The 26,822-nt window shown below is 68.0% G+C and carries 28 protein-coding genes; 14 read left to right on the forward strand and 14 right to left on the reverse strand.

The genetic code is table 11. The features are described 5' to 3' along the window. Window positions 1-13 precede the first annotated feature (13 nt). Window positions 14-781: a Fe-S cluster assembly ATPase SufC gene (gene sufC / locus AB4Y80_RS07930; protein WP_442213452.1), complete on the forward strand. Its 768-nt coding sequence runs from the start codon at window positions 14-16 to the stop codon at window positions 779-781. A 36-nt stretch (window positions 782-817) separates the two neighbouring features. Continuing rightward, complete coding sequence (locus tag AB4Y80_RS07935; RefSeq protein WP_442213454.1) at window positions 818-1,168, forward strand: metal-sulfur cluster assembly factor; 351 nt, start codon at window positions 818-820, stop codon at window positions 1,166-1,168. An 89-nt stretch (window positions 1,169-1,257) separates the two neighbouring features. Here the strand turns inward: AB4Y80_RS07935 and ypfJ are convergent, their stop codons facing one another. Continuing rightward, window positions 1,258-2,157: a KPN_02809 family neutral zinc metallopeptidase gene (ypfJ, locus tag AB4Y80_RS07940; RefSeq protein WP_442213456.1), complete on the reverse strand. Its 900-nt coding sequence runs from the start codon at window positions 2,155-2,157 to the stop codon at window positions 1,258-1,260. Window positions 2,158-2,205: 48 nt separating this feature from the next. Between ypfJ and AB4Y80_RS07945 the strand changes: the two genes are divergently transcribed. Continuing rightward, on the forward strand, window positions 2,206-3,771 hold the full coding sequence (locus AB4Y80_RS07945; RefSeq protein ID WP_442213459.1) for a class I adenylate-forming enzyme family protein: 1,566 nt from the start codon (window positions 2,206-2,208) through the stop codon (window positions 3,769-3,771). Next, on the forward strand, window positions 3,752-4,960 hold the full coding sequence (locus AB4Y80_RS07950; RefSeq protein ID WP_442213461.1) for a thiolase family protein: 1,209 nt from the start codon (window positions 3,752-3,754) through the stop codon (window positions 4,958-4,960). Before AB4Y80_RS07945 ends, AB4Y80_RS07950 begins: the two co-directional genes overlap by 20 nt. A gap of 16 nt (window positions 4,961-4,976) precedes the next feature. Here AB4Y80_RS07950 and AB4Y80_RS07955 read toward each other — a convergent pair whose 3' ends face one another. From AB4Y80_RS07955 to AB4Y80_RS07965, 3 genes are read right to left on the reverse strand one after another with little or no spacing between them, the layout of a single operon-like run. Continuing rightward, window positions 4,977-5,621 (reverse strand): energy-coupling factor transporter transmembrane component T family protein, encoded by a 645-nt coding sequence (locus AB4Y80_RS07955; RefSeq protein ID WP_442213463.1) that lies wholly within the window; start codon window positions 5,619-5,621, stop codon window positions 4,977-4,979. After that, the gene (locus tag AB4Y80_RS07960; RefSeq protein WP_442213465.1) at window positions 5,621-6,340 is read right to left on the reverse strand and encodes an energy-coupling factor ABC transporter ATP-binding protein; all 720 of its coding nucleotides are present in this window, start codon (window positions 6,338-6,340) and stop codon (window positions 5,621-5,623) included. The genes AB4Y80_RS07955 and AB4Y80_RS07960 overlap by 1 nt, the downstream gene beginning before the upstream one ends. Beyond that, on the reverse strand, window positions 6,337-6,984 hold the full coding sequence (locus tag AB4Y80_RS07965; protein ID WP_442213467.1) for a biotin transporter BioY: 648 nt from the start codon (window positions 6,982-6,984) through the stop codon (window positions 6,337-6,339). The genes AB4Y80_RS07960 and AB4Y80_RS07965 overlap by 4 nt, the downstream gene beginning before the upstream one ends. A gap of 138 nt (window positions 6,985-7,122) precedes the next feature. Here AB4Y80_RS07965 and AB4Y80_RS07970 point away from each other — a divergent pair, with 138 nt between their 5' ends. Next, window positions 7,123-8,721 (forward strand): ABC-F family ATP-binding cassette domain-containing protein, encoded by a 1,599-nt coding sequence (locus AB4Y80_RS07970; protein WP_442213469.1) that lies wholly within the window; start codon window positions 7,123-7,125, stop codon window positions 8,719-8,721. A gap of 51 nt (window positions 8,722-8,772) precedes the next feature. Here AB4Y80_RS07970 and AB4Y80_RS07975 read toward each other — a convergent pair whose 3' ends face one another. The 4 genes from AB4Y80_RS07975 to AB4Y80_RS07990 are packed head-to-tail and all read right to left on the reverse strand — an operon-like array spanning window position 8,773 to window position 10,913. Then, on the reverse strand, window positions 8,773-9,264 hold the full coding sequence (locus AB4Y80_RS07975; RefSeq protein WP_442213471.1) for a YbaK/EbsC family protein: 492 nt from the start codon (window positions 9,262-9,264) through the stop codon (window positions 8,773-8,775). Window positions 9,265-9,317: 53 nt separating this feature from the next. Then, window positions 9,318-10,211: an SURF1 family cytochrome oxidase biogenesis protein gene (locus AB4Y80_RS07980; protein WP_442213473.1), complete on the reverse strand. Its 894-nt coding sequence runs from the start codon at window positions 10,209-10,211 to the stop codon at window positions 9,318-9,320. 4 nt (window positions 10,212-10,215) lie between these two features. Continuing rightward, window positions 10,216-10,434 carry an acetone carboxylase gene (locus AB4Y80_RS07985; RefSeq protein WP_442213515.1) on the reverse strand — a complete coding sequence of 73 codons (219 nt, stop codon included), beginning with the start codon at window positions 10,432-10,434 and terminating at the stop codon, window positions 10,216-10,218. 11 nt (window positions 10,435-10,445) lie between these two features. Next, on the reverse strand, window positions 10,446-10,913 hold the full coding sequence (locus AB4Y80_RS07990) for a DUF3099 domain-containing protein (protein ID WP_442213475.1): 468 nt from the start codon (window positions 10,911-10,913) through the stop codon (window positions 10,446-10,448). A gap of 135 nt (window positions 10,914-11,048) precedes the next feature. On the opposite strand from AB4Y80_RS07990, the gene fabG reads away from it, so the two are divergent. Continuing rightward, entirely contained in the window at window positions 11,049-11,783 is a 735-nt protein-coding gene (gene fabG, locus AB4Y80_RS07995) for a 3-oxoacyl-ACP reductase FabG (RefSeq protein ID WP_442213477.1), read from the forward strand. 116 nt (window positions 11,784-11,899) lie between these two features. Then, a complete protein-coding gene (locus tag AB4Y80_RS08000) occupies window positions 11,900-12,640 on the forward strand; it encodes an SDR family oxidoreductase (RefSeq protein WP_442213480.1) in 741 nt (246 codons plus the stop codon). Between the two features lie 139 nt (window positions 12,641-12,779). Here AB4Y80_RS08000 and serB read toward each other — a convergent pair whose 3' ends face one another. Further along, window positions 12,780-13,721 carry a phosphoserine phosphatase SerB gene (gene serB / locus AB4Y80_RS08005; RefSeq protein WP_442213483.1) on the reverse strand — a complete coding sequence of 314 codons (942 nt, stop codon included), beginning with the start codon at window positions 13,719-13,721 and terminating at the stop codon, window positions 12,780-12,782. A gap of 111 nt (window positions 13,722-13,832) precedes the next feature. On the opposite strand from serB, the gene AB4Y80_RS08010 reads away from it, so the two are divergent. The 6 genes from AB4Y80_RS08010 (at window position 13,833) to AB4Y80_RS08035 (ending at window position 18,573) form a co-directional block, all read left to right on the forward strand. After that, window positions 13,833-14,618 (forward strand): ABC transporter ATP-binding protein, encoded by a 786-nt coding sequence (locus tag AB4Y80_RS08010; protein ID WP_442213485.1) that lies wholly within the window; start codon window positions 13,833-13,835, stop codon window positions 14,616-14,618. A gap of 6 nt (window positions 14,619-14,624) precedes the next feature. Continuing rightward, window positions 14,625-15,434 (forward strand): TrmH family RNA methyltransferase, encoded by an 810-nt coding sequence (locus AB4Y80_RS08015; protein WP_442213487.1) that lies wholly within the window; start codon window positions 14,625-14,627, stop codon window positions 15,432-15,434. A 46-nt stretch (window positions 15,435-15,480) separates the two neighbouring features. Next, complete coding sequence (locus AB4Y80_RS08020) at window positions 15,481-15,939, forward strand: peroxiredoxin (RefSeq protein ID WP_442213489.1); 459 nt, start codon at window positions 15,481-15,483, stop codon at window positions 15,937-15,939. Between the two features lie 127 nt (window positions 15,940-16,066). After that, window positions 16,067-16,321: a type B 50S ribosomal protein L31 gene (locus AB4Y80_RS08025; protein WP_442213491.1), complete on the forward strand. Its 255-nt coding sequence runs from the start codon at window positions 16,067-16,069 to the stop codon at window positions 16,319-16,321. Between the two features lie 111 nt (window positions 16,322-16,432). Next, window positions 16,433-17,494 carry a lipoate--protein ligase family protein gene (locus tag AB4Y80_RS08030; protein ID WP_442213493.1) on the forward strand — a complete coding sequence of 354 codons (1,062 nt, stop codon included), beginning with the start codon at window positions 16,433-16,435 and terminating at the stop codon, window positions 17,492-17,494. Next, window positions 17,491-18,573, forward strand: coding sequence for a tellurite resistance/C4-dicarboxylate transporter family protein (locus tag AB4Y80_RS08035; protein WP_442213495.1), 1,083 nt, complete (start codon window positions 17,491-17,493; stop codon window positions 18,571-18,573). Before AB4Y80_RS08030 ends, AB4Y80_RS08035 begins: the two co-directional genes overlap by 4 nt. Here the strand turns inward: AB4Y80_RS08035 and pepN are convergent. Genes pepN through glgC form a run of 4 tightly spaced genes read right to left on the reverse strand, consistent with a single transcriptional unit; the run spans window position 18,536 to window position 25,170 of the window. Further along, window positions 18,536-21,205 (reverse strand): aminopeptidase N, encoded by a 2,670-nt coding sequence (pepN, locus tag AB4Y80_RS08040; protein ID WP_442213497.1) that lies wholly within the window; start codon window positions 21,203-21,205, stop codon window positions 18,536-18,538. The two genes, AB4Y80_RS08035 and pepN, sit on opposite strands and share 38 nt — an antisense overlap. Before the next feature lie 43 nt (window positions 21,206-21,248). Further along, complete coding sequence (locus tag AB4Y80_RS08045; protein WP_442213500.1) at window positions 21,249-22,307, reverse strand: YeiH family protein; 1,059 nt, start codon at window positions 22,305-22,307, stop codon at window positions 21,249-21,251. After that, the gene (locus tag AB4Y80_RS08050) at window positions 22,304-23,743 is read right to left on the reverse strand and encodes an SDR family NAD(P)-dependent oxidoreductase (RefSeq protein ID WP_442213502.1); all 1,440 of its coding nucleotides are present in this window, start codon (window positions 23,741-23,743) and stop codon (window positions 22,304-22,306) included. Before AB4Y80_RS08050 ends, AB4Y80_RS08045 begins: the two co-directional genes overlap by 4 nt. Then, window positions 23,740-25,170, reverse strand: a complete 1,431-nt coding sequence (gene glgC, locus AB4Y80_RS08055) for a glucose-1-phosphate adenylyltransferase (protein ID WP_442213504.1) — start codon at window positions 25,168-25,170, stop codon at window positions 23,740-23,742. Before glgC ends, AB4Y80_RS08050 begins: the two co-directional genes overlap by 4 nt. Window positions 25,171-25,273: 103 nt before the next feature. Here glgC and glgA point away from each other — a divergent pair, with 103 nt between their 5' ends. Next, window positions 25,274-26,473 carry a glycogen synthase gene (glgA, locus tag AB4Y80_RS08060; RefSeq protein WP_442213507.1) on the forward strand — a complete coding sequence of 400 codons (1,200 nt, stop codon included), beginning with the start codon at window positions 25,274-25,276 and terminating at the stop codon, window positions 26,471-26,473. Between the two features lie 97 nt (window positions 26,474-26,570). Here glgA and AB4Y80_RS08065 read toward each other — a convergent pair. Continuing rightward, window positions 26,571-26,822 (reverse strand): HNH endonuclease signature motif containing protein (locus AB4Y80_RS08065; protein ID WP_442213509.1); only part of this gene is annotated, 252 nt, incomplete at its 5' end.

Consider the following 26,822-nt stretch of genomic DNA (forward strand, 5'->3'; position numbering starts at 1 on the left):
GAGAAAATAGAGTATGTCTACTCTGGAAATCAAGGACCTGCACGTCAGCATCGCCACCGAGCAAGGCGCCAAGCCGATCCTCAAGGGCGTCAGCCTGACCATCAAGACCGGTGAGACCCACGCCATCATGGGCCCCAACGGCTCCGGCAAGTCCACCCTGGCCGCCACCATCGCCGGACACCCCCGGTACACGGTGGACAGCGGGTCCATCACGCTCGACGGCGAGGACGTCCTGGCCATGAGCGTGGACAAGCGCGCCCGGGCCGGCCTGTTTTTGGCCATGCAGTATCCGGTGGAAATCCCCGGTGTCACCATGACGAACTTCCTGCGCACCGCCAAGACCGCGATCGACGGCGAGGCCCCCAAGCTGCGCACCTGGACCAAGGACGTCAAGGCGGCCATGCAGCAGCTGCGCATCGAGCCGGAGTTCGCCGAGCGCAATGTCAACGAAGGCTTCTCCGGCGGCGAGAAGAAGCGCCACGARATCCTGCAGCTGGAACTGCTCAAGCCGAAGTTCGCCATCTTGGATGAGACCGACTCCGGCCTGGACGTGGATGCCTTGAAGGTTGTTTCCGAGGGCGTCAACCGCGCCATCGAAACGGGCGGGCTGGGCACCTTGCTCATCACCCACTACACCCGCATCCTGCGCTACATCAAGCCCGACTTTGTGCACGTTTTCGTTGACGGCAACATCGCCGAGCAGGGCGGCCCCGAGCTCGCCGACCGCCTCGAAGATGAAGGTTACGACCGTTACCTGTCGGCGCAAGCCGTCCAGGCCTAGCCGGCACCGGGCCCACGCCTACGCTAAGAAGGAATCATGACTGATATCAGCGAATCAACGGCCCCAGCGGCCAGCGCACAGACAAGTCTGGAAGACGTCGAGGAAGCACTCAAGGACGTCATCGACCCGGAGCTCGGCGTCAACATCGTCGACCTCGGCCTCCTGTACGGGCACCGCTACGGGGACGACGGTGCCCTGCTGCTGGACATGACGCTGACCACGGCGGCCTGCCCCCTCCAGGACGTCATCGAGGAACAGGTCGAAAACGCGCTCGGACCCATCGTGGACGAGTGGCGGATCAACTGGGTCTGGATGCCGCCGTGGGGTCCCGAGCGGATCACCGATGACGGCCGCGACCAGATGCGCGCCCTCGGCTTCAACATCTAGCTCGCGCCTGGCGACTGACCCGCAATACATGTCGAAAATCGTTGATTTTTCCGATTTTTCGACATGTATTGCGGGTCAGTTTCCTTAAGTTAGACCGCGGGGACCGCGAATGTGTCGCAGCCGGCCAGGTCGGCGGACTGGTAGCCGGTGTACAGCCACTTTTGGCGTTGCGCGCTGGAGCCGTGCGTCCAGGACTCCGGGTTGGTGCGGCCGGTGGCGGCCTGCTGGATGCGGTCGTCCCCTACGGAGGCGGCCGCCGACAACGCATCATTGAGGTCCTTTTGCACCAGCGGCGCCAGGAACGGCCGGCCGGAGCCCGGTGCGGGTTGGCTGGAGGCGTACCGCATCCAGATGCCCGCGTAGCAGTCGGCCTGCAGCTCCGTGCGCACCGAGGCCGACTGGGCGCCCCGCGGATCCGCCTGGGCCTTGCCGACGGTACCCAGCAGGTCCTGGAGGTGGTGGCCGAACTCATGGGCCACCACGTATTCCTGCGCCAGGGGTCCGCCCGAGGAACCGAACCGGGTTTCCAGCTGCGCGAAGAAGTCCGGGTCGAAGTAGGCCTTGTTGTCCGCGGGGCAATAGAATGGGCCGACGTCGGAGGAGGCCGTGCCGCACCCCGTTCCGACCCGGGCACTGAAGATCACCGTTTTCGGCGCCGTGTAGGTGACGTTGTACTGCCGCAGGTAGGCCGGCCAAAAGCTGTTGAGCGAATTGGCCGTGCCCAGGATGCGGCAGTCCAGCCGGCTGTTGGCGTCCTGGCCGGTGAGGCAGCTTTCCAGCTCCGAGCCGCCACCCTGTTCGATGGCCGGCTGGGTGGACCCGCCTCCCACCAGCCCTGCCAGCAGGTCCGGGTTGATGCCAAGCAATGCGCCGATCAGGAGCAGCAGGCCGCCGCCGAGGCCGATCCCCACCTTGCCGGCGGGGCGCATGCCGCCCCGCCGGTCCTCGGCCTGCGACGGATCAAGGCGGGCCCCCTCGTTAAACGTCATGGCACCACACTAGACGCCGGCCGGCGACCATCCCATGGGTGGAGACGAGTGAACATTTTCGGAGCCCCGTCGCTTACCATGAAGGCGATGCCGTTTCTCAACCAGGTGCGCCGGTGGGCCAAGATGCAACCGGAGCGCACCGCCGTCGCCGTGGGTGCCCGCTCACTCAGCTATGCCCAGCTGCAGGCCGCCGTCGAGGCCACCCTCGAGGCCGCCCTGCGCCGGGCGGACGCCCCGGAAGGCGCAGCCCCGGAAGGCGCACCGCGCCCGCTCGTGACCGTCGTGGACCGGGCCAACGGCCTTGACCTCGCCGTCGAGTTCTGCACCGCTGTGGCCGGCGACGGCGTGGCCGCCGTCCTGGACCCGTCGTGGCCGGCGCCGCTGCGGGCCTCCCTCACCGCCGCCGCGGCACACTGGTCCGCCGGCAGGACGCGCGGGGTCGCGACCGGTCTCGCTGACGGCCCGCCGGAATCGGCGTTCCTGCTGGGCTTCACCTCGGGCACCAGCGCCCTGCCCAAGGCGTTCACCCGGACCCGCCGCTCCTGGACGGAGTCCTTCGCCACCAGCGTGCGCTACTTCGCCGTCCGCCCCGAGACCGTCACGCTGGCCCCCGGCCCCATGTCCGCCAGCATGAACCTGTACGCCCTCGCGGAATGCCTGGCCGCCGGCTCCACGTTCCGTGCCCTGCCGGACTTCAGCGCCGACGCCGTCCTGGACGCCCTGGCGGACGACGGCGTCACCCGGCTCGTGCTGGTGCCCACCGTCTTGGCGCTGCTCGCCGAGCGCGGCCTGGCCACCGGCCGCGGCCCGGAGGCCGTGCGCTCCATCGTGTGCGCCGGTGCGGCACTATCCACACCCGCCCTGGCCGCCGCCGCCGCGTGGGCCCCGCAGGCGGTCATCCACCAGTATTACGGCGCCTCGGAGCTGGGCTTCGTGGCCGCCGGCGTTGTGGCCGGTCCAACCGCGACGCGGCCGTTCGTGCCGCTGCGCGTGGGAGGCGCATTCCCCGGCGCCCGGCTCAGCATTCGGGACGCGGCCGGCGTGCCGCTGCCGGCCGGGCAAACGGGCGGCATCCATGTGCGCAGCCCCTATGTCAGTGACGGCTACGCCTGGGGAGATGACCGGCTCGCCTTCAGCTCCGTGCCGGCGGACGACGGCGGCGGCCCCTGGTCCACCGTCCACGACCAGGGATTCCTCGACGCCGAGGGAACGCTGAGTGTTGTCGGGCGGGCCTCGGAGATGATCGTCACCGGCGGCAACAACGTGTACCCGCAACAGGTCGAGGCCGCCCTCGCGCCCCCCGCGAAATCCCCTGCCGCGGGGGCGAAGCAACCGGACGTCACGGTAATGGTTACCGGCATCGCGGACCCTTACCGGGGTCAGCGCGTGGTCGCGGGCCTCTATGTCGATGCCCCGGCCGACGCGCCCGACTCGTTCCTTCGGCAGGCACTGGCCGGGATCCGGGGCCGGGCGGCGCTGCTGGCGCACCAGGCGCGCCCGTCCCGGTACTACGTGGCGACCGAGCCGCCCCTGACCCGCGCCGGGAAGCCAAGCCGGGCGCTGCTGCGCGACTGGATCGAGAAGGGGGACCCGCGTGTCCGACGACTCCACTGAAACTCCCGCGGCCGGACGGCCGAGCGCCCAGCGGACCCCGGCGGATCCGGCCCGGACGCCGGTCATCATTGCCGCCAAGCGGCTCCCGACGGCCAAAGCCGGCGGCCCGTACCGCAGCATCCCGGCGCACGAGCTCGCGGCGACGGTCTTGCGGGCGGTCGTGGCCGACGCCGGAATCCCGCCGGCGGAGATCTCCGACGTCATGCTGGGCAACGCGACCGGCGGAGGGGGCAACGTGGCCCGGCTGGCCGCCCTGACGGCGGGGTTCCCGGATTCGGTGCCCGGGCTGACGGTGGACAGGCAGTGCGGTTCGGGCCTCGAGGCCGTCATCCTGGCCTGCCGGCTCGTTGCGGCCGGGGCGGGGGAGACCTACGTCGCCGGGGGAGTGGAAAGCATCAGCACCGCCCCCGCGCGGGCCAACCGCAACGCCGACGGGACCTTGGACTTTTACAGCCGCGCCCAGTTCGCGCCGCGACAGACGGGGGACCCGGATCCCGGGCCGGCAGCCGAAAACGTGGCCCGCCGCTACGGCATCACGCGCGAACGCCAGGACGCCTACGCGCTTCAAAGCCATCGCCGGGCGCTGGATGCCGCCAAGGACGGCGCCTTTGCGGCGGAGCTGGTGCCGCTGGCCGGGCTGTCCGCGGACCAGGGCCCGCACAAGGGCCTGACGCCGGCGCTGATGGCACGGTTCCCGGCGGCATTTGTTCCCGGCGGAACCGTCACGGCGGCCAACTCCTGTCCCTACAGCGACGGCGCGGCCGCCGTCGTCGTCACCACCCTCGCGCGGGCCCGGCAGCTGGGGCGCGCCGGGCTGGTCTTCGAGGATGCCACCGTGGCCGGCAACGATCCGAACCTGCTGGGCATGGGGGCGGCGCATTCCACGCAGGCACTGATGGCCCGCGCCGCGGGGCGGGCACCCCGGTGGGAGCTGATCGAGTTCAACGAGGCCTTTGCGGCGCAGGTGCTGGCCGTGGCCGACCTCCTGGGCCTTGACGCGGCCCGGTTCAACGCCGACGGCGGCGCGCTGGCGCTGGGGCATCCGTACGGGGCATCGGGGGCCGTGTCCGTCACCCGGCTCTACGCCCAGGCGCAGCGCCGCGGCCTCGACGGCCTCTCCACGCTGGCGCTGATCAGCATGGCCGGCGGCATGGGCCTGTCCGCCCAATTCCAGTGGCGCAAGCCGTAGCGGCGGGTGCCGGGCGTCAGTCCGACTCGCTCTCGCCCAGGCCGCGGGCCGCCAGGGCCTCGCCGGTGGCGCGGGCATAGCCGACGGTCGAAATCACGACCGGCAGGGACCGGGCCAGCAGGTTCCGCTCCAGGCCCCGGGCCCGCGCGGCATCCCTGACATCGGCGAACGCGCCGATGACAAACGGAATGCTGCGCAGCATCAGGGCAACGGTCAGGGAAAACCGCTCGGGGTCCGCGCCAAAACGCGCCAACGGCCGCACCAGGGCCGACAAACCGTCCAGGAGCTCGTCCACGGGCGTGGTCGCCGTCAGGATGTTCGACGCCAGCACGGTGGCCACAATGGCGGCCACCACCTGCCACGCCGTCACCGGCCCGTTCTGCCACCACTGGTAGGCGGCAATAAGCACCAGGAACACGGCCATCAGGCGAACGGCCCGGCGCAAGCGGTCCCATGGCAGCCGGGCGACGCCGTGCGCGGCCACCACCAGCAACAGGACCGTGCCCGTCACGGCCGCGCCAAACCGGATCGAGACGGCCGGCGACGCCAGGCACAGCACGGCCGTGGCCAGCAGGAGTACGCCCTTGACCCACAGCCGCATGCGGTGCACGGGGGACGTCCCCGGGATGTACCCGGCCACCAGGTGGGCGTGGCCGCGCATCAGCCGGCCATTTCCCGGTACCGGGACACGGCCTCGGCGGGGTCGCCGTCAAAGGCGATGGCGCCGTCGTCAATCACCAGCACCCGGGCGCACGTGGCGGCCAGGGACAAATCGTGCGTGGACATGATGACCTGCTGCGGCAGGGCCGCGAGCCGCTCGCGCAGGAGCCGGGTATTGCGCAGGTCAAGGAGCGTGGAGGGCTCATCGAGGACCAGCACGGCCGGCTCGACGGCGAGCACGGCCGCCAGGGCGGTCAGCTGGCGTTCGCCCCCGGAGAGTTCGTAGATGCTGCTGTGCGCCAGATGGGCCAGACCGTAGCCGGCCAGGATGGCCTCGGCCCGCGCCCGCCGCTCCTTCTTGCCCAGTTTGAGCCGGCGCAGGGACAACTCCACGTCCTCCACCGGGGTGGGCATGACCAGCTGGGACAAGGGGTCGGTGAAGACGAAGCCCACGCTGCGCCGCACGGCCGCCCCGTCCGTGCGGGTGTCCAGGCCGTTCACCCGCACCGTGCCGGTGGACGGCAGCACCAGCCCGTTGAGCAGCCGCAGGAGCGTGGACTTTCCCGAGCCGTTGGCGCCGATGACGGCGATCCGCCGTTCCGCCAGGGTCACGGTGGCCGGCTTGAGGATGGAACGGACCCCGGTGCCGGCGGCGTCGAGGGGGGCGATGCTGACGCCGGCAGACTCCAGAACGATGGAAGGGGATGCGGGAGCGGTCACCGTCGGCGGCGCACCAGCAGGTCGGGGAACGCACGGTGCAGGCTCAAGGCGATGACGACGGCAATGACGTTCTTGAGGATGTCCCCGGGCAGGTAGATGGCATCGGCGCCGATCGCCGCGACCAGGCCCATGCCCTTGAGGACAAAGCCGATGATGCCGCACACGTGGATGACCACCATGCCGGCCAGGGCCGCACCGAACAAGGCAACGCCCTTGAAGCGCCGCCGCACCGCCCAGGTGGCCAGCAGGCCCACCACGGCGACGCCGAAGATGAAGCCGATGATGTAGCCGGCGGACGGGCTGGCCAGCACGGCCGGGCCGGCGCGGAAGCCGCTGAAGATCGGCAGGCCGGCCAGGCCCAGCAGGATGTACAGGCCGACCGCCGCGGTGCCGCGCCCGAAGCCAAGCACCAGCCCGCACAGGCTGACCACCAGGGTTTGCAGGGTGATGGCCACCCCGAGCGGGCCGACGTTGATGCCGGGAATGGTGATGGAGGCGGCCAGCAGCGCCGCGAACACGGCGATCAGGGACAGGTCGACGGCGCCCCAACGCTGGCGACGGACGGGCCGACCGTTGGTGGGTGCGGAGGAGGGGGACGGCGTCGTGCCCTCCGGGGCTTGCGGTGACCGCGATGATTGATTCATTGTGCGTTACTTTCCTCACGCCCGGATTTTAGTTGTGTCCGAACGTCGCTAGACTGGATAGGTTGTGCAAAGTGTGTCCAACCCAAGCAGGGGCGGCAACCTTATGCGGCACTTACCCACCTCTGAAAGGTTACTACGTTGATTACGGTCCAAGACCTTGAGTTACGCGCCGGGGCGCGACTGCTCATGGACGAAGTGTCATTCCGGATCGACAAGGGCGACAAAATCGGCCTGGTGGGGCGCAACGGTGCCGGGAAGACGACGCTGACCCGGGTGCTCGCCGGTGAGGGCCTGCCGGCCGGCGGCAAGGTCACCCGCGCCGGGGAGATCGGCTACCTGCCCCAGGATCCGCGCACCCCCGACATGGAGCAATTGGCCCGCGACCGCATCCTGGCCGCCCGCGACCTCGACAAGGTCATCACCAAGCTGCGCGCCGCCGAAGCCGAGATGGCCAGCGAGGACACCACGGTCCGGGACAAGGCCATGCGCCGCTACGACCGCCTGGAGAACGAGTTCCTGGCCGGCGGCGGGTATGCCGCCGAGGCCGAGGCCGCCGCTATTTCCTCCAACCTGGCCCTGCCCGAGCGCATCCTGAATCAGCCGCTCAAAACACTCTCCGGCGGCCAGCGCCGCCGCGTCGAGCTGGCCCGGATCCTCTTCTCCGGCGCCCAGACCATGCTCCTGGATGAGCCCACCAACCACCTGGACGCCGATTCCATCGCGTGGCTGCGCGACTTCCTCAAGAACCACCAGGGCGGGCTGATCGTGATCAGCCACAACACCGAACTGTTGGAGGCCACGGTGAATAAGGTTTTCCACCTGGATGCCAACCGCGCCACGATCGACCAATACAACCTCGGCTGGAAAAAGTACCTGGCCCAGCGGGAAACCGACGAGCGGGCCCGGCGCCGGGAACGCGCCAACGCGGAAAAGAAGGCCGGCGTCCTGATGGACCAGGCCAACAAGATGCGCGCCAAGGCCACCAAGGCCGTGGCCGCGCAAAACATGGCCAAGCGGGCCGAACGGTTGCTGGCCGGGCTCGAAGACGTGCGCGCCCAGGACCGGGTCGCCGCGCTGCGCTTCCCCGAGCCCGCCCCGTGCGGCAAGACCCCCCTGATGGCGGAGGGGCTGAGCAAGTCCTACGGGTCCCTGGAAATCTTTACCGACGTCAGTCTGGCCATCGACCGCGGCTCCAAGGTGGTCATCCTAGGTCTCAACGGTGCCGGCAAGACCACGCTGCTGCGCATGCTGGCCGGCGTCTCGCGGCCGGACACGGGGGAAGTCATCCCCGGGCACGGGCTGAAGATCGGCTACTACGCCCAGGAGCACGACACCCTGGACGTCAACCGGACCGTCCTGGAGAATATGCGCTCCTCCGCCGGCACCATGAACGACGCCGAGGTGCGCGGCATCCTCGGATCCTTCCTATTCTCCGGCGACGACGTCAACAAGCCGGCCGGGGTGCTCTCCGGCGGCGAGAAGACCCGTCTGGCCCTGGCCACGATCGTGGCGTCGTCGGCCAATGTGCTGCTCCTGGATGAACCGACCAACAACCTGGACCCGGCCAGCCGGGCCGAGATCCTGGGGGCGTTGAAGAACTATTCCGGCGCCGTGGTCCTGGTCAGCCACGACGAAGGGGCCGTGGAGGCACTGGATCCCGAGCGGGTAGTGCTGCTCCCCGACGGGGACGAGGACCTGTGGAGCCACGACTACCTGGACCTGATCACGCTCGCCTAGCTGTAGACGTGGCTGAATGCCGAGCTGCCCAGCGCGTCCCGCCGGCCGCGGTCAGCGGACCGCGGTGGCCACGGCTCCCGTGACCCGCGCCAGGTCCTCATAGCCGAGGGAGAGCATTGCCCGGTGGCTGCCGGCGCCCGCCCACAGCACCGGGTACCGGGCCAGCTCGGTGTCCAGGAAGGCGCGAATGGGCCGCGGATGCCCCAGCGGTGCCACGCCGCCCACGGGCTGCCCGGCGTGTGCCAACACAAACTCCGGAGTGGCCCGGCTGATCTTGGGCAGCCCGTGCTCGCGGGCCACCAATTTAACGTCGACCTTGGCGGCGCCGCTGGCCAAAATCAGCAGGGGCTCCCCGCCGCACTCGAAAATGAGGCTGTTGGCGATGGCGCCGACCTCGCAGCCAAGGACCGCGGCGGCCGCGGCGGCGGTGGCCACCGTGTCATCGACGACGATCACGGTGTCCGGCAGGCCGGCGGCCAGCAGGGCCGCACGCACGTTCGCGACCACGGGATTGATGGTTTCTTCGCTCAGTTCAGCACTCACGAGGCCCAGTCTATGATGAAAGTCACGCCGGGCCGGACGACCGGGGCAGGGCACTAGAATCCCTGCGAGTCGAGGATGGCGTCCTCTTCCTCCTCGGCGGTGGGGCGGGAGCCCGGCTTGCGGGGCTTCTTGACCCGGCGCGGATGAAATGCCGAACCGCGCCCGTATGCCTCGTCGGCGGGAATTCCCGAGTCGGCGGCCTCCAACTCGTCGTATTCGTCATTGCGGCGTTGCATGCGCGCCGCATAGCCGAAGCCGACGAAGGCCAGGACGCCGAAGCAGATCCATTGCATGGCGTAACTGAGGTGCGAGCCCTCGTCGATGGACGGCGGCGGGAAGGGGACCGGGTTGGTGGCGGCCGCGGGCGTTTCCTCGGCCAGCTGCCCGTAGGCGCCGGTCTTGATCGGGTAGCCGAGTTGTGCCGCGTAGTCATGGAGTTCGATGGAGGCCAGCTGCCCGGCGGGGGCGCCGCGGTCCAGTTGCGGCTCGGCCGGCTTAAGCCGGGCCACGACCGTCACGGTGCCCGATGCCGGCTGCGGGATGTTGTCGGGGTGTCCGGCCTGCTTGTTGCCGATCGGCAGCCAGCCGCGGTCGATGATGACGGTGTCGCCGTTTTCCAGTTTCAGCGGGACCAGGACCTCGTAGCCGGGCGTGCCGCTGAGCGGGCGGTTGCGCACCACGCGCTGGTCGGCCGTTTGGTAGGTGCCCTTCATCAGGACCTGGGTCCATTCCAGGGCCGGGTCCAGTGAGTCGAACTGCCCGGCCACCTTGGCATACTCCACCGGTTGGCCGGAGTAGTTGGCGGTGATCTTGGCAATGTTCGCCACCACGTCGTTGCGCCGGTCCATTTGCCAGTTTCCCAGCGCCACGCACGCCAGGGCAAAGATCACGGCCAGCACGAAATAGCCCAACCACTTGCTGGAAAACAGGAATTTGTAGGTCTTCATGGAGCTAGCGGGGTTCCTCGCTGGTCAACGGCAGGGTTTCCTTCCACAGGGACCGGCCCTGCAGGTAGTCCTGCAGCCAGGCGGCGTGCTCGTCGCAGGCAAGCCAAATCTTGCGCCGCTCGGGCGTGTGGATCTTCGGGTTGTTCCACAGCAACTGCGTGGTGGCCTTGGTGCGGCACCCCTTGCGCGAACAAATTGCCTCCGCCGGCCCGGGTGCCGTCATGTCCAACAGGTTCACGCTTTGTCCTCCATGCCGTTGATATCTGTGTTGACTTCATTGGTGTGTGCGTCGCCTGCGGCGGGGTCGAAAATGACCTCGCCCTCCAGCACGACCCCGGTCTCGTCCTCCGGCGCCGCCGCGGTGTCGGCCAATTCAAACTGGGGGGCCTCCTCTAGCAGCGAACCGGCCTRCAGGTGGTTCGTGTCGCTGCCGCCGTTGGCGATGACGACCGCCACCCAGGGCAACAGCACGGCCCCGACGACGGGGATGATCTTGAACCACCCGTCCACGACGAAGATGAGGATGATGCACACCATGCGGATGCCCATGGCCACCGCATACTTGACAAATCGCGCGTGCATGTCGTCGCTGTGGGCTGCGGCGGCATTGGTGATGGACAGTACTTCGGCGTCGGCACCGCCCTGGTGGCGGGACTTCCGCGGGCCGCCCGCATAGGACGGCGCTGTTGAATGGTCTTTCATCACACTCCAAGGGACCCTCCCATTCTCTCACCGCGGCAGGGGAGGGGCAAAAGCCCGACTGTGTTCCGCGCCGCCTTTCATCGTAGGATTCAATGCGACTACGACTCCCAAGGGATTTAATGGATGGAGATATACATGAGCGCACCCGACCCAGCACCCGCACGGGGCCGCAGCGTCCTGGTCACCGGTGGAAACCGTGGCATTGGCTTGGCCATTGCGCAGTCCTTCCTGGCGAACGGCGACAAGGTCGCCGTCACGTTCAGGACCCCGTCCGAGCTGCCCGAGGGCATCCTTGGCGTCCGGGCCGACGTCACGGACCAGGCATCCGTGGATGCGGCATTCACCGAGGTGGAGGCCGCCCATGGTCCGGTTGAGGTGCTCGTGGCCAACGCGGGCATCACCAAGGACACCCTGCTGCTGCGCATGAGTGAGGACGACTTCACCTCCGTGGTGGACACCAACCTCACGGGCGCCTTCCGGGTCATCAAGCGCGCGTCCAAGGGCATGATCCGCCTGCGCAAAGGACGGGTGATCTTAATCTCCTCGGTGGTGGGACTCTACGGCTCGCCCGGACAGGTCAACTATGCCGCGTCCAAGGCTGGCCTGGTCGGCATTGCCCGCTCCATCACCCGCGAGCTGGGCTCCCGCGGCATCACGGCCAACGTCGTCGCACCGGGCTTCATCAGCACGGACATGACCGCCGCCCTGCCCGAGGAGACGCAACGGCAGTACCTCGCCACGATCCCCGCCGGACGCTTCGCCACGGCCCAGGAGGTGGCCGCGGTGGTGCGCTGGATTGGCAGCGACGAGGCGGCCTACATTTCCGGGGCCGTGATCCCGGTCGACGGCGGCCTGGGCATGGGCCACTAGGCCCACCGGCAGCTGCCCCGCGGCCCGTTCGGGCGGCCGCGGCCCTGCGCGTGCCGCTAAACTGCCAACGGGTGCCGCATACACAACTATTTATTACCAAGCACAAAGGATTATTCATGGGAAAGCTTGACGGAAAAACGGCGATTGTCACGGGATCATCCCGCGGCGTTGGCGCCGATGTGGCCAAGTTCCTCGCCGCCGAGGGTGCCGCGGTCGTGGTTAACTACCGCCAGAAGGCGCCGCGCGCCAACAAGGTGGTGGCCGAGATCGCGGCCGCCGGCGGCCGGGCCGTGGCCGTGGGCGCCGACCTGATCACCCAGGAGGGCGTGCAGGCGCTGGTCAGCGCCGCCATGGAAAACTTCGGGTCGCTGGACCTGGTGGTCCTGAACGCCTCCGGCGGCATGGAAAGCGGCATGGCGGAGAACTATGCGCTCAAGCTCAACCGGGACGCCCAGGTCAACCTGCTCAACAGCGCCCTTCCGCTCATGTCCGCCGGCTCCCGCGTCGTGTTCGTCACCAGCCACCAGGCGCACTTCATCGAGACTGTGCCCACCATGGCTGAGTACGAGCCGGTGGCCCGGAGCAAGCGCGCCGGCGAAGACGCCCTGCGTGCCTTGATCCCGACCCTTGCGGCGGAGGACATCTCCCTGGTCGTGGTCTCCGGGGACATGATTGAGGGCACCGTGACCGCCACACTGCTGGATCGGGCCAACCCCGGCGCCATCGAGGCCCGCCGCGCGGAGGCCGGGCGCCTCTACTCTGTGGCCGAGTTTGCCGCCGAGGTGGCCGCAATGGCCACCGCCGATGTTGAATCCGGCCACACCGAATACGTCGGCGGGGCCGACTACTTCAAGTAGGCCGGAGCCTGGCCATTCGATTGAGTCCGGCATGTAAACAGAGTCCGGCACATCAACAGACCCTGCCCCGCGAAACCGTATGCTGCCCATCAGCTGGTTCGCGGGGCGGGGTCTGTTTCGTGGCCGGGCGCGGTGGACGCTAGGCGCCCCGGATGCCCGCGAGGGCGAGCACGACGTCCAGGTTGGGCAGGTTGATCTGCGCGTCCGCCGCGGCGCGCACGGCGGGCTTGGCGTTGAAGGCGACCCCGAGCGCGGCCGCGGCCATCATGTCCAGGTCGTTGGCGCCGTCGCCGATGGCGATCGTGGCGGCCGGGTCGATGCCGGCCTCCGCGCTCCATTTGAGCAGGGATGCGGCCTTCGCGGCCCGGTCCACCACGGCGCCGCTGACCCTTCCGGTGAGCCGTCCGTCGATGATTTCAAGGTCGTTGGCCAGCGCAAAGTCCAGGCCCAGGCTTTCGGCCAGCGGCGCCAGGATCTGGGAGAACCCGCCGGATACGGCCGCCACCACGTGCCCGGCGGCCCTGGCGTCGCGCACCAGCCGCTCGGCGCCCACCGAAAGCATGACCTTTGCCCCCACATCGGCCAACACGGACTCCGGCAGCCCCGCCAGCGTTGCCACGCGGTGGTGGAGGCTCTGCGCAAAGTCCAGCTCGCCGCGCATGGCGGCCGCCGTGACCTTCGCCACCTGGGCCTCGGTGCCGGCGTGGGCGGCCAGCAGCTCGATGACCTCTTGCTGGATCAGGGTCGAGTCCACGTCCAGGATGATGAACTTCCGGACCGCGGTGCGCAGGGTGTCCGGCACGACGGCGGTGTCCACGTCAGCCGGCCCGGCGTCGGCCAGCGCCCGGCGCAGGCGCACCACAAATCCGGCAGGGTCCCGCGACCCTGCCGGGCGCTCCGATGCCGTGGCGCTGAAATCGGCGTCACGGACCTGGAATGCGGCCGCGTCGAAACCGGGATGGCGGGCACGGGATTCGCCCGTGACCTCCGCCCCCGCAGAGGCCAGGATGCGGCGGACCGTGACCAGTGCGTCCTCGGACAGGGCATGGCCGTAGCTGACCGCGGTGTATGTGGTGGGCATGGCTCGATTCTACCGACATCCACGGCGGCGGCGGCGCGCCGTGGCCCTGTCCCGCACGCGCCAACCGCGCAGTTCGCGTTGGCCGCCCCCGGTGTCATAGGCTCAATGTCTATGAGCGAAGTTCTGGGTTTGGCCGGTGTCAGCGTGGTCCGCGGCACCAAAACATTGTTGGATTCCATCGACTGGCGGGTGGCCGAGGGCGAACGCTGGGTTGTCCTGGGCCCCAACGGCGCCGGCAAGAGCACCCTGCTGCAGATCGCCGGCGCCCGCATGCACCCCACGCGCGGCGTGGCCGGCATCCTGGACGAGGTGCTCGGCGCCGTCGACGTTTTTGAACTGCGCCCCCGGATCGGCCTGGCCTCCTCCAGCCTGGCCAATCACATCCCCGAGCATGAAAAGGTGCTCAACGTGGTGGTCACGGCCTCCTACGGCGTCACCGGGCGGTGGCGTGAGGCGTATGAGCGCGACGACGAACGCCRTGCCTTCCGCCTCCTCGAGGACTGGGGCATGTCCACCTTCCTCAACCGCCCGTTCGCCTCCCTGAGTGAGGGCGAGCGCAAGCGCGTGCAGATCGCCCGTGCGCTGATGAGCGATCCTGAGCTCCTGCTCCTGGATGAGCCCGGCGCCGGGCTTGACCTGGCCGGCCGCGAGGACCTGGTCAGCCGCCTGAGCGAGCTGGCCGCCGATCCCACCGCGCCCTGCACGGTGCTGGTGACGCACCATTTGGAGGAAGTCCCGCCGGGATTCACGCACGCGCTATTGCTGCGCGACGGCGGTGTGGTCGCCCAGGGTCCGCTCCACGACGTGTTGACCGAGGAAAACCTCAGCGCCACCTTCGGGGTGCCGCTGAACGTGACCTCCAACGGCGGCCGGTTCGCCGCAACAGCCCGCCGCTAGCGGCGGATGATCATCCATCTGAGCGACCCCGCAGATCCCCGGGTGAGCGACTACACGTCGCTGACCGACGTCCAGCTGCGCCGCGTCCGCGAACCGGCCGAGGGCATGTACATTGCCGAAAGCTCCAGGGTGCTGCGCCGGGCCCTGGATGCCGGGCACGCGCCACGCTCCTTCTTCCTGGCCGAAAAGTGGCTTGCCGACCTCGGCGACGTCATCGCCGCCCACCCCGACGTCCCCGCCTTTGTGGGCACGGCGCCGATGCTGGAGGCCATCACCGGCTTCCACCTGCACCGCGGGGCCATGGCCGCCATGCACCGGCCCGAGCCCGCCGACGTGGCGACCCTGCTGGACGGGGCCCGCCGTGTGGCCGTGCTGGAGGACATCGTGGACCACACCAACATCGGCGCCGTGTTCCGCTCCGCGGCCGCCCTGGGCGTGGACGCCGTCCTCGTCAGCCCGCGCTGCGCCGACCCGCTGTACCGGCGCAGCATCCGGGTCAGCATGGGCACCGTATTCCAGGTTCCCTGGGCCCGGCTGGCCGAGTGGCCGGAAGGCATGGAGACCTTGCAGCGCGCCGGTTTTGTGACGGCGGCACTGGCATTGGCGCCCGGATCGCTGACCATCGATGACCTGGCGGCCCGCAACGACGAGAAACTCGCGCTGATCCTGGGCACGGAAGGCGATGGCCTGGGCGCGCACACGCTGGCCCGGGCCGACTTCTCCGTCACGATCCCCATGCGCGCCGGTGTTGACTCACTGAATGTGGCCGCCGCCAGCGCCGTGGCCTTCTTCGCCTGCCGGGCGCCGCTGCCGTGAGCGGCCAACCGGGCGCCCGGATTTCCGCGGCGGGTAGGCTGCAAGCATGAAGATCGGTGATGTGGTTGAGGACTTTGAACTGCCGGACCAGCACGGACACCCGCGGCGCCTGGGTGAGCTGGCCGCCAATGGCCCGCTGGTGATCTTTTTCTATCCCCTGGCCGGCAGCGGCGGGTGCACCCAGGAGGCCTGCCACTTCCGGGACCTGGAACCGGAATTTGCCGCGGCGGGGGCAGCGATCGTGGGCATCAGCACGGATTCGCCGGCCAGGCAGCTGGCGTTTGCCACCGAGAACCACTTCACGTTTCCGCTGCTCAGCGACCGGGCCGGCGCCGTCGCGGACCAGTTCGGTGTGCGCCGCCGCCTGCTGGCCAAGATGCTGCCCACCAAGCGGTCCACGTTCATCGTCGATGCGGGGCTGCGCCTGCAATTTCGCACCAGCAGCGAAACCAACATGGACGCCCACGCCGACGAAGCCCTCCGGGCCCTGGCCCTACTAGTCTGATGGCGCGCTTTTGTGCGTGTCGGCTTGGTGAAAAGCCCGGGAACCGGTAAAGTTCATAGCTGGTCCCCGTGGCCATAATATTCATCAGTCTGGCAAAAACCAGACGATTACATTTCGAGGTAGAACCGTGAAGCTCAACACCCACCCCAAGTATGAAGCCATCGTTTTCAACGACCTGGCTTCCGGGACCAAGTTCCTGACGCGCTCCACCGCGACGTCAAGCAAGACCATCGAGTGGGAAGACGGCAACACCTACCCGGTCATCGACGTTGAAATTTCCTCGGAGTCGCACCCGTTCTACACCGGCAAGCAGCGCATCATGGACAGCGCCGGCCGCGTGGAGCGCTTCAACGCCCGCTTCGCCAACTTCGGCAAGAAGTAAGAGCCCTTTCATGGTCCAGGCCCGCACCGTTTGGTGCGGGCCTGGCGCGTTTAAGGCAAGGGACGCTTGGGACTTTTGCGCCCGCCCGCAATTCCTTGGGACACTAGGCCCATGACTCTTGGGTTGCACGGCGAATACAAGGTCCACGGCGGCAAACTCGTGGTGGTGGATCTCGACGTCGTCCAGGGGCTGCTGGCCAATGTCAGTGTCAGCGGCGACTTCTTCCTCGAACCGGACGAGGCCCTGGCGGACATCAACAACGCGCTCAACGGCAGGTCGGTCGACCTCCCGGCCACGGCGCTGGCCGCCGCCATCACCGAAGCCCTGCCCGCCGGCGTCGTCCTCTTCGGCTTCTCGGCCCAGGCCGTGGCGGTGGCCGTGCGCCGCGCCCTGGCGAAGGCGACCGGCTGGGCCGACCACCAGTGGGAGATCATCGCCCCCACGGTGCGCCCCACCGTCGTGAACGTGGCCCTGGATGAGGTCCTGACCGAGGAGGTCGGCGCCGGGCGCCGCAACCCCACGCTGCGGTTGTGGGACTGGGATGAGCCCTCCGTGGTGATTGGCAGCTTCCAGTCGGTGCGCAACGAACTGGACCCGGCCGGCGTCGAGCGCCACGGCATCACGGTGGTGCGCCGGATCAGCGGCGGCGGGGCCATGTTCATGGAGGCCGGCAACTGCATCACCTACTCGCTCTACCTGCCGCAGACCCTCGTGGACGGGCTTTCCTTCGAGGACTCGTACAAGTTCCTGGACAGCTGGGTCCTGGCGGCGCTGGCATCCCTTGGCGTGCAGGCCTACTACGTGCCGCTCAATGACATCGCCACCGATCAGGGCAAGATCGGCGGGGCCGCGCAAAAACGCCTGAGCAACGGCGGCATGCTCCACCATGTGACGATGAGCTACGACATTGACGCGGACAAAATGGTGGACGTGCTGCGCATCGGCAAGGAAAAACTGTCGGACAAGGGCACCCGCTCCGCCAAGAAAAGAGTCGACCCGCTGCGGCGGCAGACAGGACTCGGCCGGACGGAGATCCTGGAGCACCTGATGGCCGCCTTCGTCGAGCGCTATGATGCCCGGGCGGCCACGCTCACCGATGGCGAGCTCGCCGAGGCCGCCCGACGCGTGGAGGCGAAGTTCGGCACCCGCGCCTGGCTTGAACGCATCCCGTGACGGGCCTGCTTGCGGGGGTGTTCCGGCGGCAACCGCCGGCGGCTTTTTCGTTCGTCATGGCCACGGGCATCGTGGCGCTGGCGCTGGAGGACGTGGGGCTGAGCGTCTTCTCCCGCCTACTGCTTGGAGTGTCCGCCGCGGCCCTGGTGGTGCTGCTGGCCGGCCTTGCGTGGCGGCTGGCCACCGATTACGGCGGCCTTCGCCGCGACGCGCTTGACCCCCGCGCCACCTTTGGCTTCTTTACCCTTGTGGCCGCCCTAAACGTGGTGGGGGCCGGCTTCAGCGCCACGGCCCCCGTGGTGACCTGGGTCCTCGCCGCGGCAAGCGTTCCGCTGTGGCTGGCGTTCACCTACGGCATCCCCGCCATCGTCATGCTGCGCCCGGGCGGATCGGCGAAGGGCACGGCCGCGCAGGCGGACGGCAGCTGGTTCCTGTGGGTGGTGGCCACGCAGTCGGTGTCGGTGGCCGCCGCCACGCTGGCCCGCGGCCTGCTCGACGGCGCGGGGCCGGGCGGGGGCATGGCGCAGGCGCTGCTGGTCAATGCGGCGGTGGGGCTGTGGGGGATCGGCGTGCTGCTGTACCTGATGCTGACGACGCTGGTCACCCTGCGCCTGCTGGCCGGGACCGGTCCCCGGGACGGGATTGTCCCGTCGAACTGGATCTACATGGGCGCCACGGCCATCACGGTGCTGGCCGGCTCCCACATCCTGGGCCTGCCCGCGGATGACCCCCTCCTGCGGCTCACGGTCCCGGTGGTGGGCGGGTTGTCGTATATGTTGTGGGCCTTTGGCATGTGGTGGGTGCCGCTGCTGGTGATCTTCGGCTTTTGGCGCCATGTGGTCCGCCGTGAGCGGCTGGTTTACGGGACCGGGCTATGGAGCATCGTGTTCCCGCTGGGCATGTACTCCGTGGCCAGCTTCCACTTTGGCCGGATTGCCGGGGTGCCGTTGCTGGGCGAAATCGGCCGGTGGGCGAGCTGGCTGGCCGTGGCCGTGTGGCTGGCGGTGACCGCCCTGATGGTTGTCACCGCCGCCACCGGTCTCAGGAACGCACGAGTTGGTTCGCGCCCTGCGCCGTAAGTGAGCGCAGGAGGTGGTCGCGCTGCTCGAGGATGATGCGGCGCAAGCCGGACGCCGCGTCCGGATTCTCCGCCAGCCAGGCGTCACACCGGCGCACCACCGGGTGATCCGCCGGTTGCGTCCCCGGCGCCAGGTCCTGCTGCGCCGGGAAGAGGCCGCGGACAATGCGGCCCGCGATTTCAATGCTGCGCGACTCCCAGACGCCGGTCAGGGCCGCAAAGTAGGGCTCCACATAGGGGGCCAGGAGCTCATGGCCGCCCACCGTGAAGCCTTCGATCGTGGCGCCGAGCAGTTCATTGGTCAGCTCCGTGCCAATCACGGCGTCCTGCCACGCCCGGGCCTTGACGGCCGCGTCCGGCATGGCGGCCCCGGCCGTCAACCGGTTGGCCCGGGTCTCGGCCGTCGTGGCGCGGGCCAGTTCGGCGTCGAGTTCCCCGGCGTCCGCCCCACCCCGTGCGGCCAGCGCCTGCCAGAACACCCAGCGCAGGGCCGAGTCGACGGCGAGCCCGGCCGGGACGCCCTTGCCCGCGGCACCGCCGGGCTCCCCGGCCAGGAGCTCGCGCAGGCGGGCCGTGGTGGCGTCGGTGGAGCGCCCCAGGGCACCAAGAGTGCGGGCCCAGACGAGTTGTTCATCCCCGCCGGCCGCCGCCGCGCCCAGGTGTTCCTCGACGCCGGCCACCAGCAGCGCGCGCACCTCGTCCCGGTTCGCGGCCGGGCAGTAGTTCGCCACGGCCTGGCGGGCGTTGTCCACCAGCGACTGCAGCAGCGCGATGTCCTTCTCGCCGGCGGCGTGGTCGCACACCGCCCGGACGTAGACCTCCGCCGGCACCAGGGCGTCGCGCACGGCGTTCCACAGTGACGACCACACCAGGCTGCGGGCCAGCGGATCCTCGATCCGGCCCAGCGATTGCAGCGCCGTGGCCAGCGAGACGTCGTCCAGGCGCACCTTCGCGTAGGTGAGGTCCCGGTCGTTGACCACCAGCAGGGCCGGGGCGGGCAGTCCCACCAGCTCCGGGACGGCCGTCTGGTCCCCGGCCACATCGATGGTGACCGAATGGGACCGAACCAGCCGGCCGTCGTCGTGATTGAACAAGCCGATGCCGATCCGATGCGGGCGAAGTGCGGGGCGGCCGGTGACGGGGTCCACCGCCTCCTGGGTGATGCTCAGCCCGGTGATGAGCCCGTCCGCGACGTCCATGACCGGTGTCAGGGTGGAGATGCCGGCCGTCTGGAGCCACTGCCCGGCCCAGGTGGACAGGTCCCGGCCGGATGCCGCACTCAGCGGCACCAGCAGGTCCGCGAGGGTGGTGTTGGCGTATTCATGGGCGGCGAAATAGTCCCGCGCACCGGCCATGAACGCATCCCGGCCAACATAGGCGACCAGTTGCTTGAGGACCGAGGCGCCCTTGGCGTAGGTGATGCCGTCAAAGTTTTGCTTGGCCGCTTCCAGGTGGGGGATGTCCGCCACAATGGGATGCGTGGTGGGCAGCTGGTCCTGTAGGTAGGCCCACACCTTGCGCCGGCTGGCAAACAACGTCCAGGACTTCGCCCCCCAGTCGGTGGCCTCGGCCACGGCCAGGTGGCCCATGAAGTCGGCAAACGACTCCTTGAGCCAGAGATCGTCCCACCAGCTCATCGTCACGAGGTCGCCAAACCACATGTGTGCCATCTCGTGCATGATCGTGTTGGCGCGTTGTTGGTACTGGGTGTCCGTCGCGCGGGAGGTGTGGATGTAGGACTCGGTGAAGGTCACCAGGCCGGGATTTTCCATGGCACCGAGGTTGTACTCGGGCACGAACGCCTGGTCGTACTTGCCGAACGGGTACGGGTAGTCGAATATTTCGTTGAAATAGGCCAGGCCGGCCTTGGTCACCGCGAAGATCGGGTCCGTGTCAAAGTTCGCCTGCAGCGAGGACCGGCAATAGGCCGTCAAGGGGATGTCCAGCACGGTTCCGGCGTGTGCGCTGTCCTCGCCAAAGGTCATGCTGAAGTGGTCCGAGGCCTTGAAGTACGGCCCTGCCAGGATGGTGGTGATGTAGGTGGAGATGGGAAGCGTGGGGGCGAAGTCCCACTCGCCGGAGACCGGGACCCCGGCGGCGTCGAACGCCACGTCCCTGTAACCGGCCACGGGCCGATTGGAGGCAACCTCCCAGTGCGCCGGCGCGGTTACGTGGAACGTGAATGGGGCCTTGAGGTCCGGCTGCTCAAAGTTGGCGAACACGCGCCGGGCATCGGCGGGCTCATACTGCGTGTAGGTGTAAACCTGATCGTCCGCCGGGTCCACGAATCTGTGCAGGCCCTCGCCGCTGCGTGAATAGGCCGCGGTGGCCGTGACGGAGACCTGGTTCTCCAGGGCCAGGCCGGGCAGGTGGATGCGCGCCCCATCCACCACCTGTGCCACATCCAGCGCCCGGCCGTTGAGGATCACCGATTCCACGCCCGGACCGATGAAGTCCAGAAACGTTGCGGCACCCTCGTGCCGCGAACTGAAGGTGATGGTGCTTCGGGTGGAAAAGCCCTGCTCGTGAAGATTGCGGGCATTGCTCACATCGACCCAGACTTCATAGTGGTGGACGGTGAGCAGCGATTTTCGCGTGGCTGCCTCGACACGGCTGAGATTAGAATTGGACACCATTTCATTCAACCACGCCCGGCGCAGATGACCTCCGACCCTCCTATGCGCCCATCAGGTGCACGGCGCCAAACGCCAGGGCGGCGATGAGCGCCCAGGAACACAAGGCCATGATGGTGGCACGCAGGCCGGTGCGCAGGAGTTCGCGCACGCGCACCGATGAACCCAGCCCAAACAGGGCCGCGCCCAGGGCAAGGTCCTGGACCGTCGCGCCGGCGTCGACCAGCGTCGGCGGCAGCCATCCCACGGTGCGCAGCACGATCATGGCCAGGAAGCCCACCACGAACAAGGGAATCACCGGCGGGAACGTCGGCGTCCGGGCCGGTATCGATGCGGGCATCTGGTTGGCCCGGGTCTGCCGGCGTCGTTCCAGTCCTCCCGCCACACCAACCATCGGTGCCAGCAGCACCACGCGGGTGAGCTTGATGACGATGGCGGCGCTCAACGCGACGGTCCCGGCGGTTTGCGCCGTGGCCACCACCTGGCCAACGTCGTGCACGCCGGCGCCCACCCACTGGCCGAACTGGAGGGTGGTCAGCCCCAGCGGGTCCATCAGCAGGGGCAGCACGCCGATCGCCAGTGTGCCGCACAGGGTCACCAGCGCGACCGGCAAGACCGTGTCGGCGTGTTTGGTGCCCCGGACCGCGGCCATGGCCCCGATCGCCGATGCGCCGCAGATCGAGAAGCCGGTGGCGATGAGCAAGGGGGTGTCGCCGTCGAGCCTGAAGAGCTTGCCCAGGCAGTAGGTGCCGGCGAAGCTGAGCAGGACGACCGAGACCACCAGCGCCACCGTCACCCAGCCCAGGTGCGCGATGTCGCCCAGACTCAGTTTCAGGCCCAGGAACACGATGCCCACCCGCATGAGGTGCTTGCCGGCAAAGTTCAGCCCGGCCCGCAGCGGCCCCTCACACAGTGCCCGGGTGCCGGGCAGGTTGACGGCCGCGATCCCGAGCACGACGGCGACGGTCATGGCCGGCAGCACCGGCACGAGGCCGTGGACCACCAGGGCGACGGCGACGGCCGCCAGGGCCGCGGCCAGGCCGGGGACGAGCGGGCGGGTGGCGCTGGCGCGGCGTCCCAAGGCGGACGGCGCGGCCGTCACCAAGGACTCGGTTTGTAGTCCTTGAGGAATACGCCGTATTGGTCTTCGCCGGATTCGCCCATGACGATCGGGTCATAGACGCGCGCCGCGCCGTCGACCAGGTCAAGAGGGGCGTGGAAGCCTTCCTCGGCCAGGCGGATCTTGGTGTAGTGCGGGCGCTCGTCGGTGATCCAGCCGGTGTCCACGGCCGTCATGAGGATGCCGTCCGAGTCCAGCATTTCCTGCGCGCTGGTGCGGGTGAGCATGTTCAGCGCCGCCTTGGCCATGTTGGTGTGCGGGTGGCCCGGGCCCTTGTAGGCGCGCGAGAACTGCCCTTCCATGGCCGAGACGTTCACGATGTACTTGCGGTGCGCGCCGGATGCCCGCATGGCCGGGCGCAGGCGCGAGACCAGCAGGAACGGGGCCGTGACGTTGCACAGCTGGACCTCCAGCATCTCCAGCGGGTCCACCTCGTCCACCACCTGGGTCCAGCTGTTGATGGCGGCCACGTCCGGGACCAGCCCGCCGGCGTCGATGGCCGTGCCCGCGGCGATGCGCTCCAGCGATGCCGAGCCCATGGATAGGGCCAGTGCGGCGATTTCATCCCCGGCCAGTTGCGGCTGTTCCATCATTTGGCTGGCGAGGGCCAGCGGATGTTTGTCGTGCGCGTGGCCGAAGGTCACCAGCTCGGGCATGGGGGAGTCGGTGGGCAGGGGTTCCAACTCGGCGTCCACGAGCGGCTTGTAGGCGTTGCCGGAGCGGCGCACGGTCTGGGCGGCGTTGTTGATGATGATGTCCAGCGGACCGGCATCCGTGAGCGAATCGGTCAGGGCGATGACCTGGCTGGGGTCGCGCAGATCGATGCCCACGATGCGCAGGCGGTGCAGCCAGTTCGCGCTGTCCTCCATGGCGGCGTAGCGGCGCGCCGCATCCTTGGGGAAGCGGGTGGTGATGGTGGTGTGGGCGCCGTCACGGAGCAGGCGCAAGGCAATGTACATGCCGATCTTCGCCCGACCGCCGGTCAACAGCGCCCGTTTCCCCGCCAGATTCGTCCGGGCGTCGCGCTTTGAGTGATTGAAGGCGGCGCAGTCCGGGCACAGCTGGTGGTAGAAGGCGTCCACTTGCGTGTAATGCTGCTTGCAAATGTAGCAGGGGCGCGAGCGCAGCAGTGTTCCGGCCATGTTGCCGGTCGTAGACGTTTTTAGTTTGTTGCCCCGGGTTTCATCATCGATCCGGTCCGGGGCGGCCGTGGCGGTCTTGGCAATTACCGCGCGATCGGCCGCATTGATGGCATCCCTTTTGGCGTTGCGGCGATGCCGCTTGACCGCCTTGAACATTTTACCGGTGGCGCGGCGGACATTAACATAATTTGGATCTTCTTCATCATATATGTGAATATTTTCCAAAACTTTAATGCAATTATTGATTTCTTCGGGCGTCAGGTCAACGGGAGTCACTTCTTAATTTTAGCGTCTCCCGCCGCTGCCGCCGACGCGATGGCGTCGAGCTGGTTCTCCACTGCCTGCTCGATGGCGGCCTTGAGGCCCTTCTTCGAGTGGATCACCAGCTGCAGCGCCTCGGGAAGTTCGGATGCCGCCGACAGGGACAGCTCCAGTTCCGCGGCGCCCGGCGTAGGCACAAGTTGCCCCTTGCTCAGGACAGTGATGCCGGACTCCGTCACGGTGAACCCGCGGGCCCTGTCGAGGTCGTGGTCCACCCCGATGGCGGCCCCCGCCGGGATCCTCACGTTCTTATCGATGATGGCCTTATTGACCACGGCCCCGGGTCCGACGATCACCTTGTCCATGAGCACGGATTCCCGCACACGGGCGCCCGTGCCGACGTAGACGTCATAGGAGAGCACCGAGCTTTCCACGATGCCGCCCGAGACCACCACGCCCGGGGCCACGATGGAATCCAGTGCCGTGCCGATGGCATTGTGTTCGCCGTGGACGAACTTGGCCGGCGCCGACAGTGTTTGCCGGGTGTAGATCGGCCAGGCCCGGTTGTACAGGTTGAAGACGGGCATGGGGGAGATGAGGTCCATGTGTGCGTCGTAGTAGGAGTCGATGGTCCCCACGTCCCGCCAGTAGTTGCGGTCCCGGTCGGTGGCCTCGGGGATGTCGTTCGTGGAGAAGTCGTAGACGTAGGCCTCATTCCGGTTCACGAAATAGGGAATGATGTCCCCGCCCATGTCGTTCTTCGTGTCCTTCTTGACGGCGTCGAGCTCCAGGGCTTCCACCAGCGCATCGGTATCGAAGACGTAATTCCCCATGGAGGCCAGGAACTGGTCGGGTGCGTCCGCCAGCCCCGGGGTGGAATCGGGTTTTTCGACGAACGCGGAGATCTTGTGGGCTCCGAGCGCGCTGGTCTGCTGGGTGGGATCGACTTCGATGACGCCAAACTGGTTGGCCATCTCAAGCGGCTGGCGAACGGCGGCCACGGTGGCCCGAGCCCCGGACGCAATGTGGCTTTGGACCATTTGGGAAAAGTCCATGCGGTAGACATGGTCCGCACCGACCACCACCACGATGTCCGGCTCGGCGTCGTTGATCAGGTTCATGGATTGATAGATCGCATTGGCGCTGCCCAGGAACCAGCTCTTGCCGCGTCGTTGCTGTGCGGGAACGGTGGCAACGTAGTTGCCCAGTTGGGTCGACATCCTCCACGTTTCGGAAATGTGGCGGTCCAGGCTGTGTGACTTGTATTGCGTCAACACCACGATCTTCAGGTAGCGCGAATTGACAAGATTTGACAGCGCGAAATCCACGAGTCGAAAACTCCCGAAGGGAACGGCCGGTTTGGCCCGGTCCGCTGTCAAGGGCATCAGTCTTTTGCCCTCGCCGCCTGCCAATACAATCGCCAGAACCTTCTTGATCGCCATATCGAATCCTCCGACAGCTTGGTGTTGCGTTTTGTCACGACTCGTAACGGAACCTGACACCCTCACACTAGAACAAAGTGCCCGGACAGACTACCTTGAGAGGGTGCGAATCGATATTGTTTCCAAGGAATTTCCCCCTGAGATATATGGTGGGGCCGGTGTCCACGTTGCCGAGCTGAGCCGTGTGCTGGCCGCCCGCGTGGACCTGCGCGTCCGCGTGTTTGGCGCCGATCGGGACCAAAACTATCACGGTGCCACCGTATCCACGTATGGAAACCTGCCCCAGCTGGAGGGCGCGAATGCGGCCATGCAGACACTGGGCGTCGATCTTCAAATCGTTCCGGATATTGCCGGTGCCGATCTGGTGCACTCGCACACCTGGTATGCCAACATGGCCGGGCATCTGGCCTCCTTGCTCCATGGCATCCCGCATGTCCTGAGCGCGCACAGCCTGGAACCGCTGCGGCCCTGGAAGGCCGAACAGCTGGGCGGCGGCTATGCGCTGTCGTCCTGGGTGGAGAAGACGGCATATGAAGCGGCCGCCGCAATCATCGCCGTCTCGGACGGCATGCGCCAGGACATCTTGCGCAGCTATCCGGAAGTCGCCCCCGGCAAGGTCAAGGTCATCCACAACGGCATCGACGTCTCGGCGTGGCAGCGTGACGAGGCGGACGACGTCGTCCGTGCCCTGGGGATCGACCCCGACCGTCCCTGCGTGGTGTGGGTTGGCCGGGTGACCCGGCAAAAGGGCGTTCCTTATCTTTTGAAGGCGGCGGCGTCCTTGCCTCCGGAGGTGCAGTTGGTGCTGTGCGCGGGAGCCGCCGACACACCCGAGCTGGGGGCCGAGGTCAACGCACTGATAGCCGGTTTGGAGGAGCAGCGAGACGGCGTAGTCGTTATCGAACGGATGCTCCCGCGCCACGAGCTCATCCAGGTCCTAAGCCACGCCACCGTGTTTGCCTGCCCGTCGATTTACGAGCCTCTTGGCATAGTGAACCTGGAAGCCATGGCGTGCGGGGCGGCCGTGGTGGCCAGCGCCACCGGCGGCATCCCCGAAGTGGTGACTCATGGCGAAACAGGCCTGTTGGTTCCGCTTGAGCAGGTGGCGGATGGGACGGGCACGCCACTGGACCCGGACAAGTTCGTCTCCGACTTCGCCGCCGCACTGGTTGAGGTGGTCAGCGACCCGGCGAGGGCTCGCGCGATGGGTGAGAAGGGCCGGCAGCGGGCCAGAGATCATTTCTCCTGGGAATCAATAGTTGAACAAACGCTGGATGTCTACCGTTGCGTGTTGCCGGGGTAGGTGTTGGCGCCTTTGGGGGTGTTGCGGGTTGTGTGGGAAGGGCTCCGATCGTGGTGATCGGGGCCCTTTGCCGTGGTGGCGGTTGTCGGTGGCGTTGCTAGTTTCTGGGGAGGCCGTGGTGGTAGGTGTTGCGGCGGGGGCGGCGGGTGGGGTCCAGGGTGTAGGGCGGGGTGAAGTGGGGGGTGCCGTGGATCATGGTGAGGGTCCAGGCGCCGTGGTGGAGGAGGTGGTGGTGGCGGCTGCAGAGCAGGGCGGCGTTGTTGATGTCGGTTTCCCCGCCCAGCTGCCAGGGGGTGAGGTGGTGGGCCTCGGTCCACCAGGCGGGGGCGGTGCAGTCGGGGAAGGTGCA

The sequence above is a fragment of the Specibacter sp. RAF43 genome (assembly GCF_052114065.1).
In the GTDB taxonomy this organism is placed as follows: Bacteria; Actinomycetota; Actinomycetes; order Actinomycetales; family Micrococcaceae; genus Specibacter.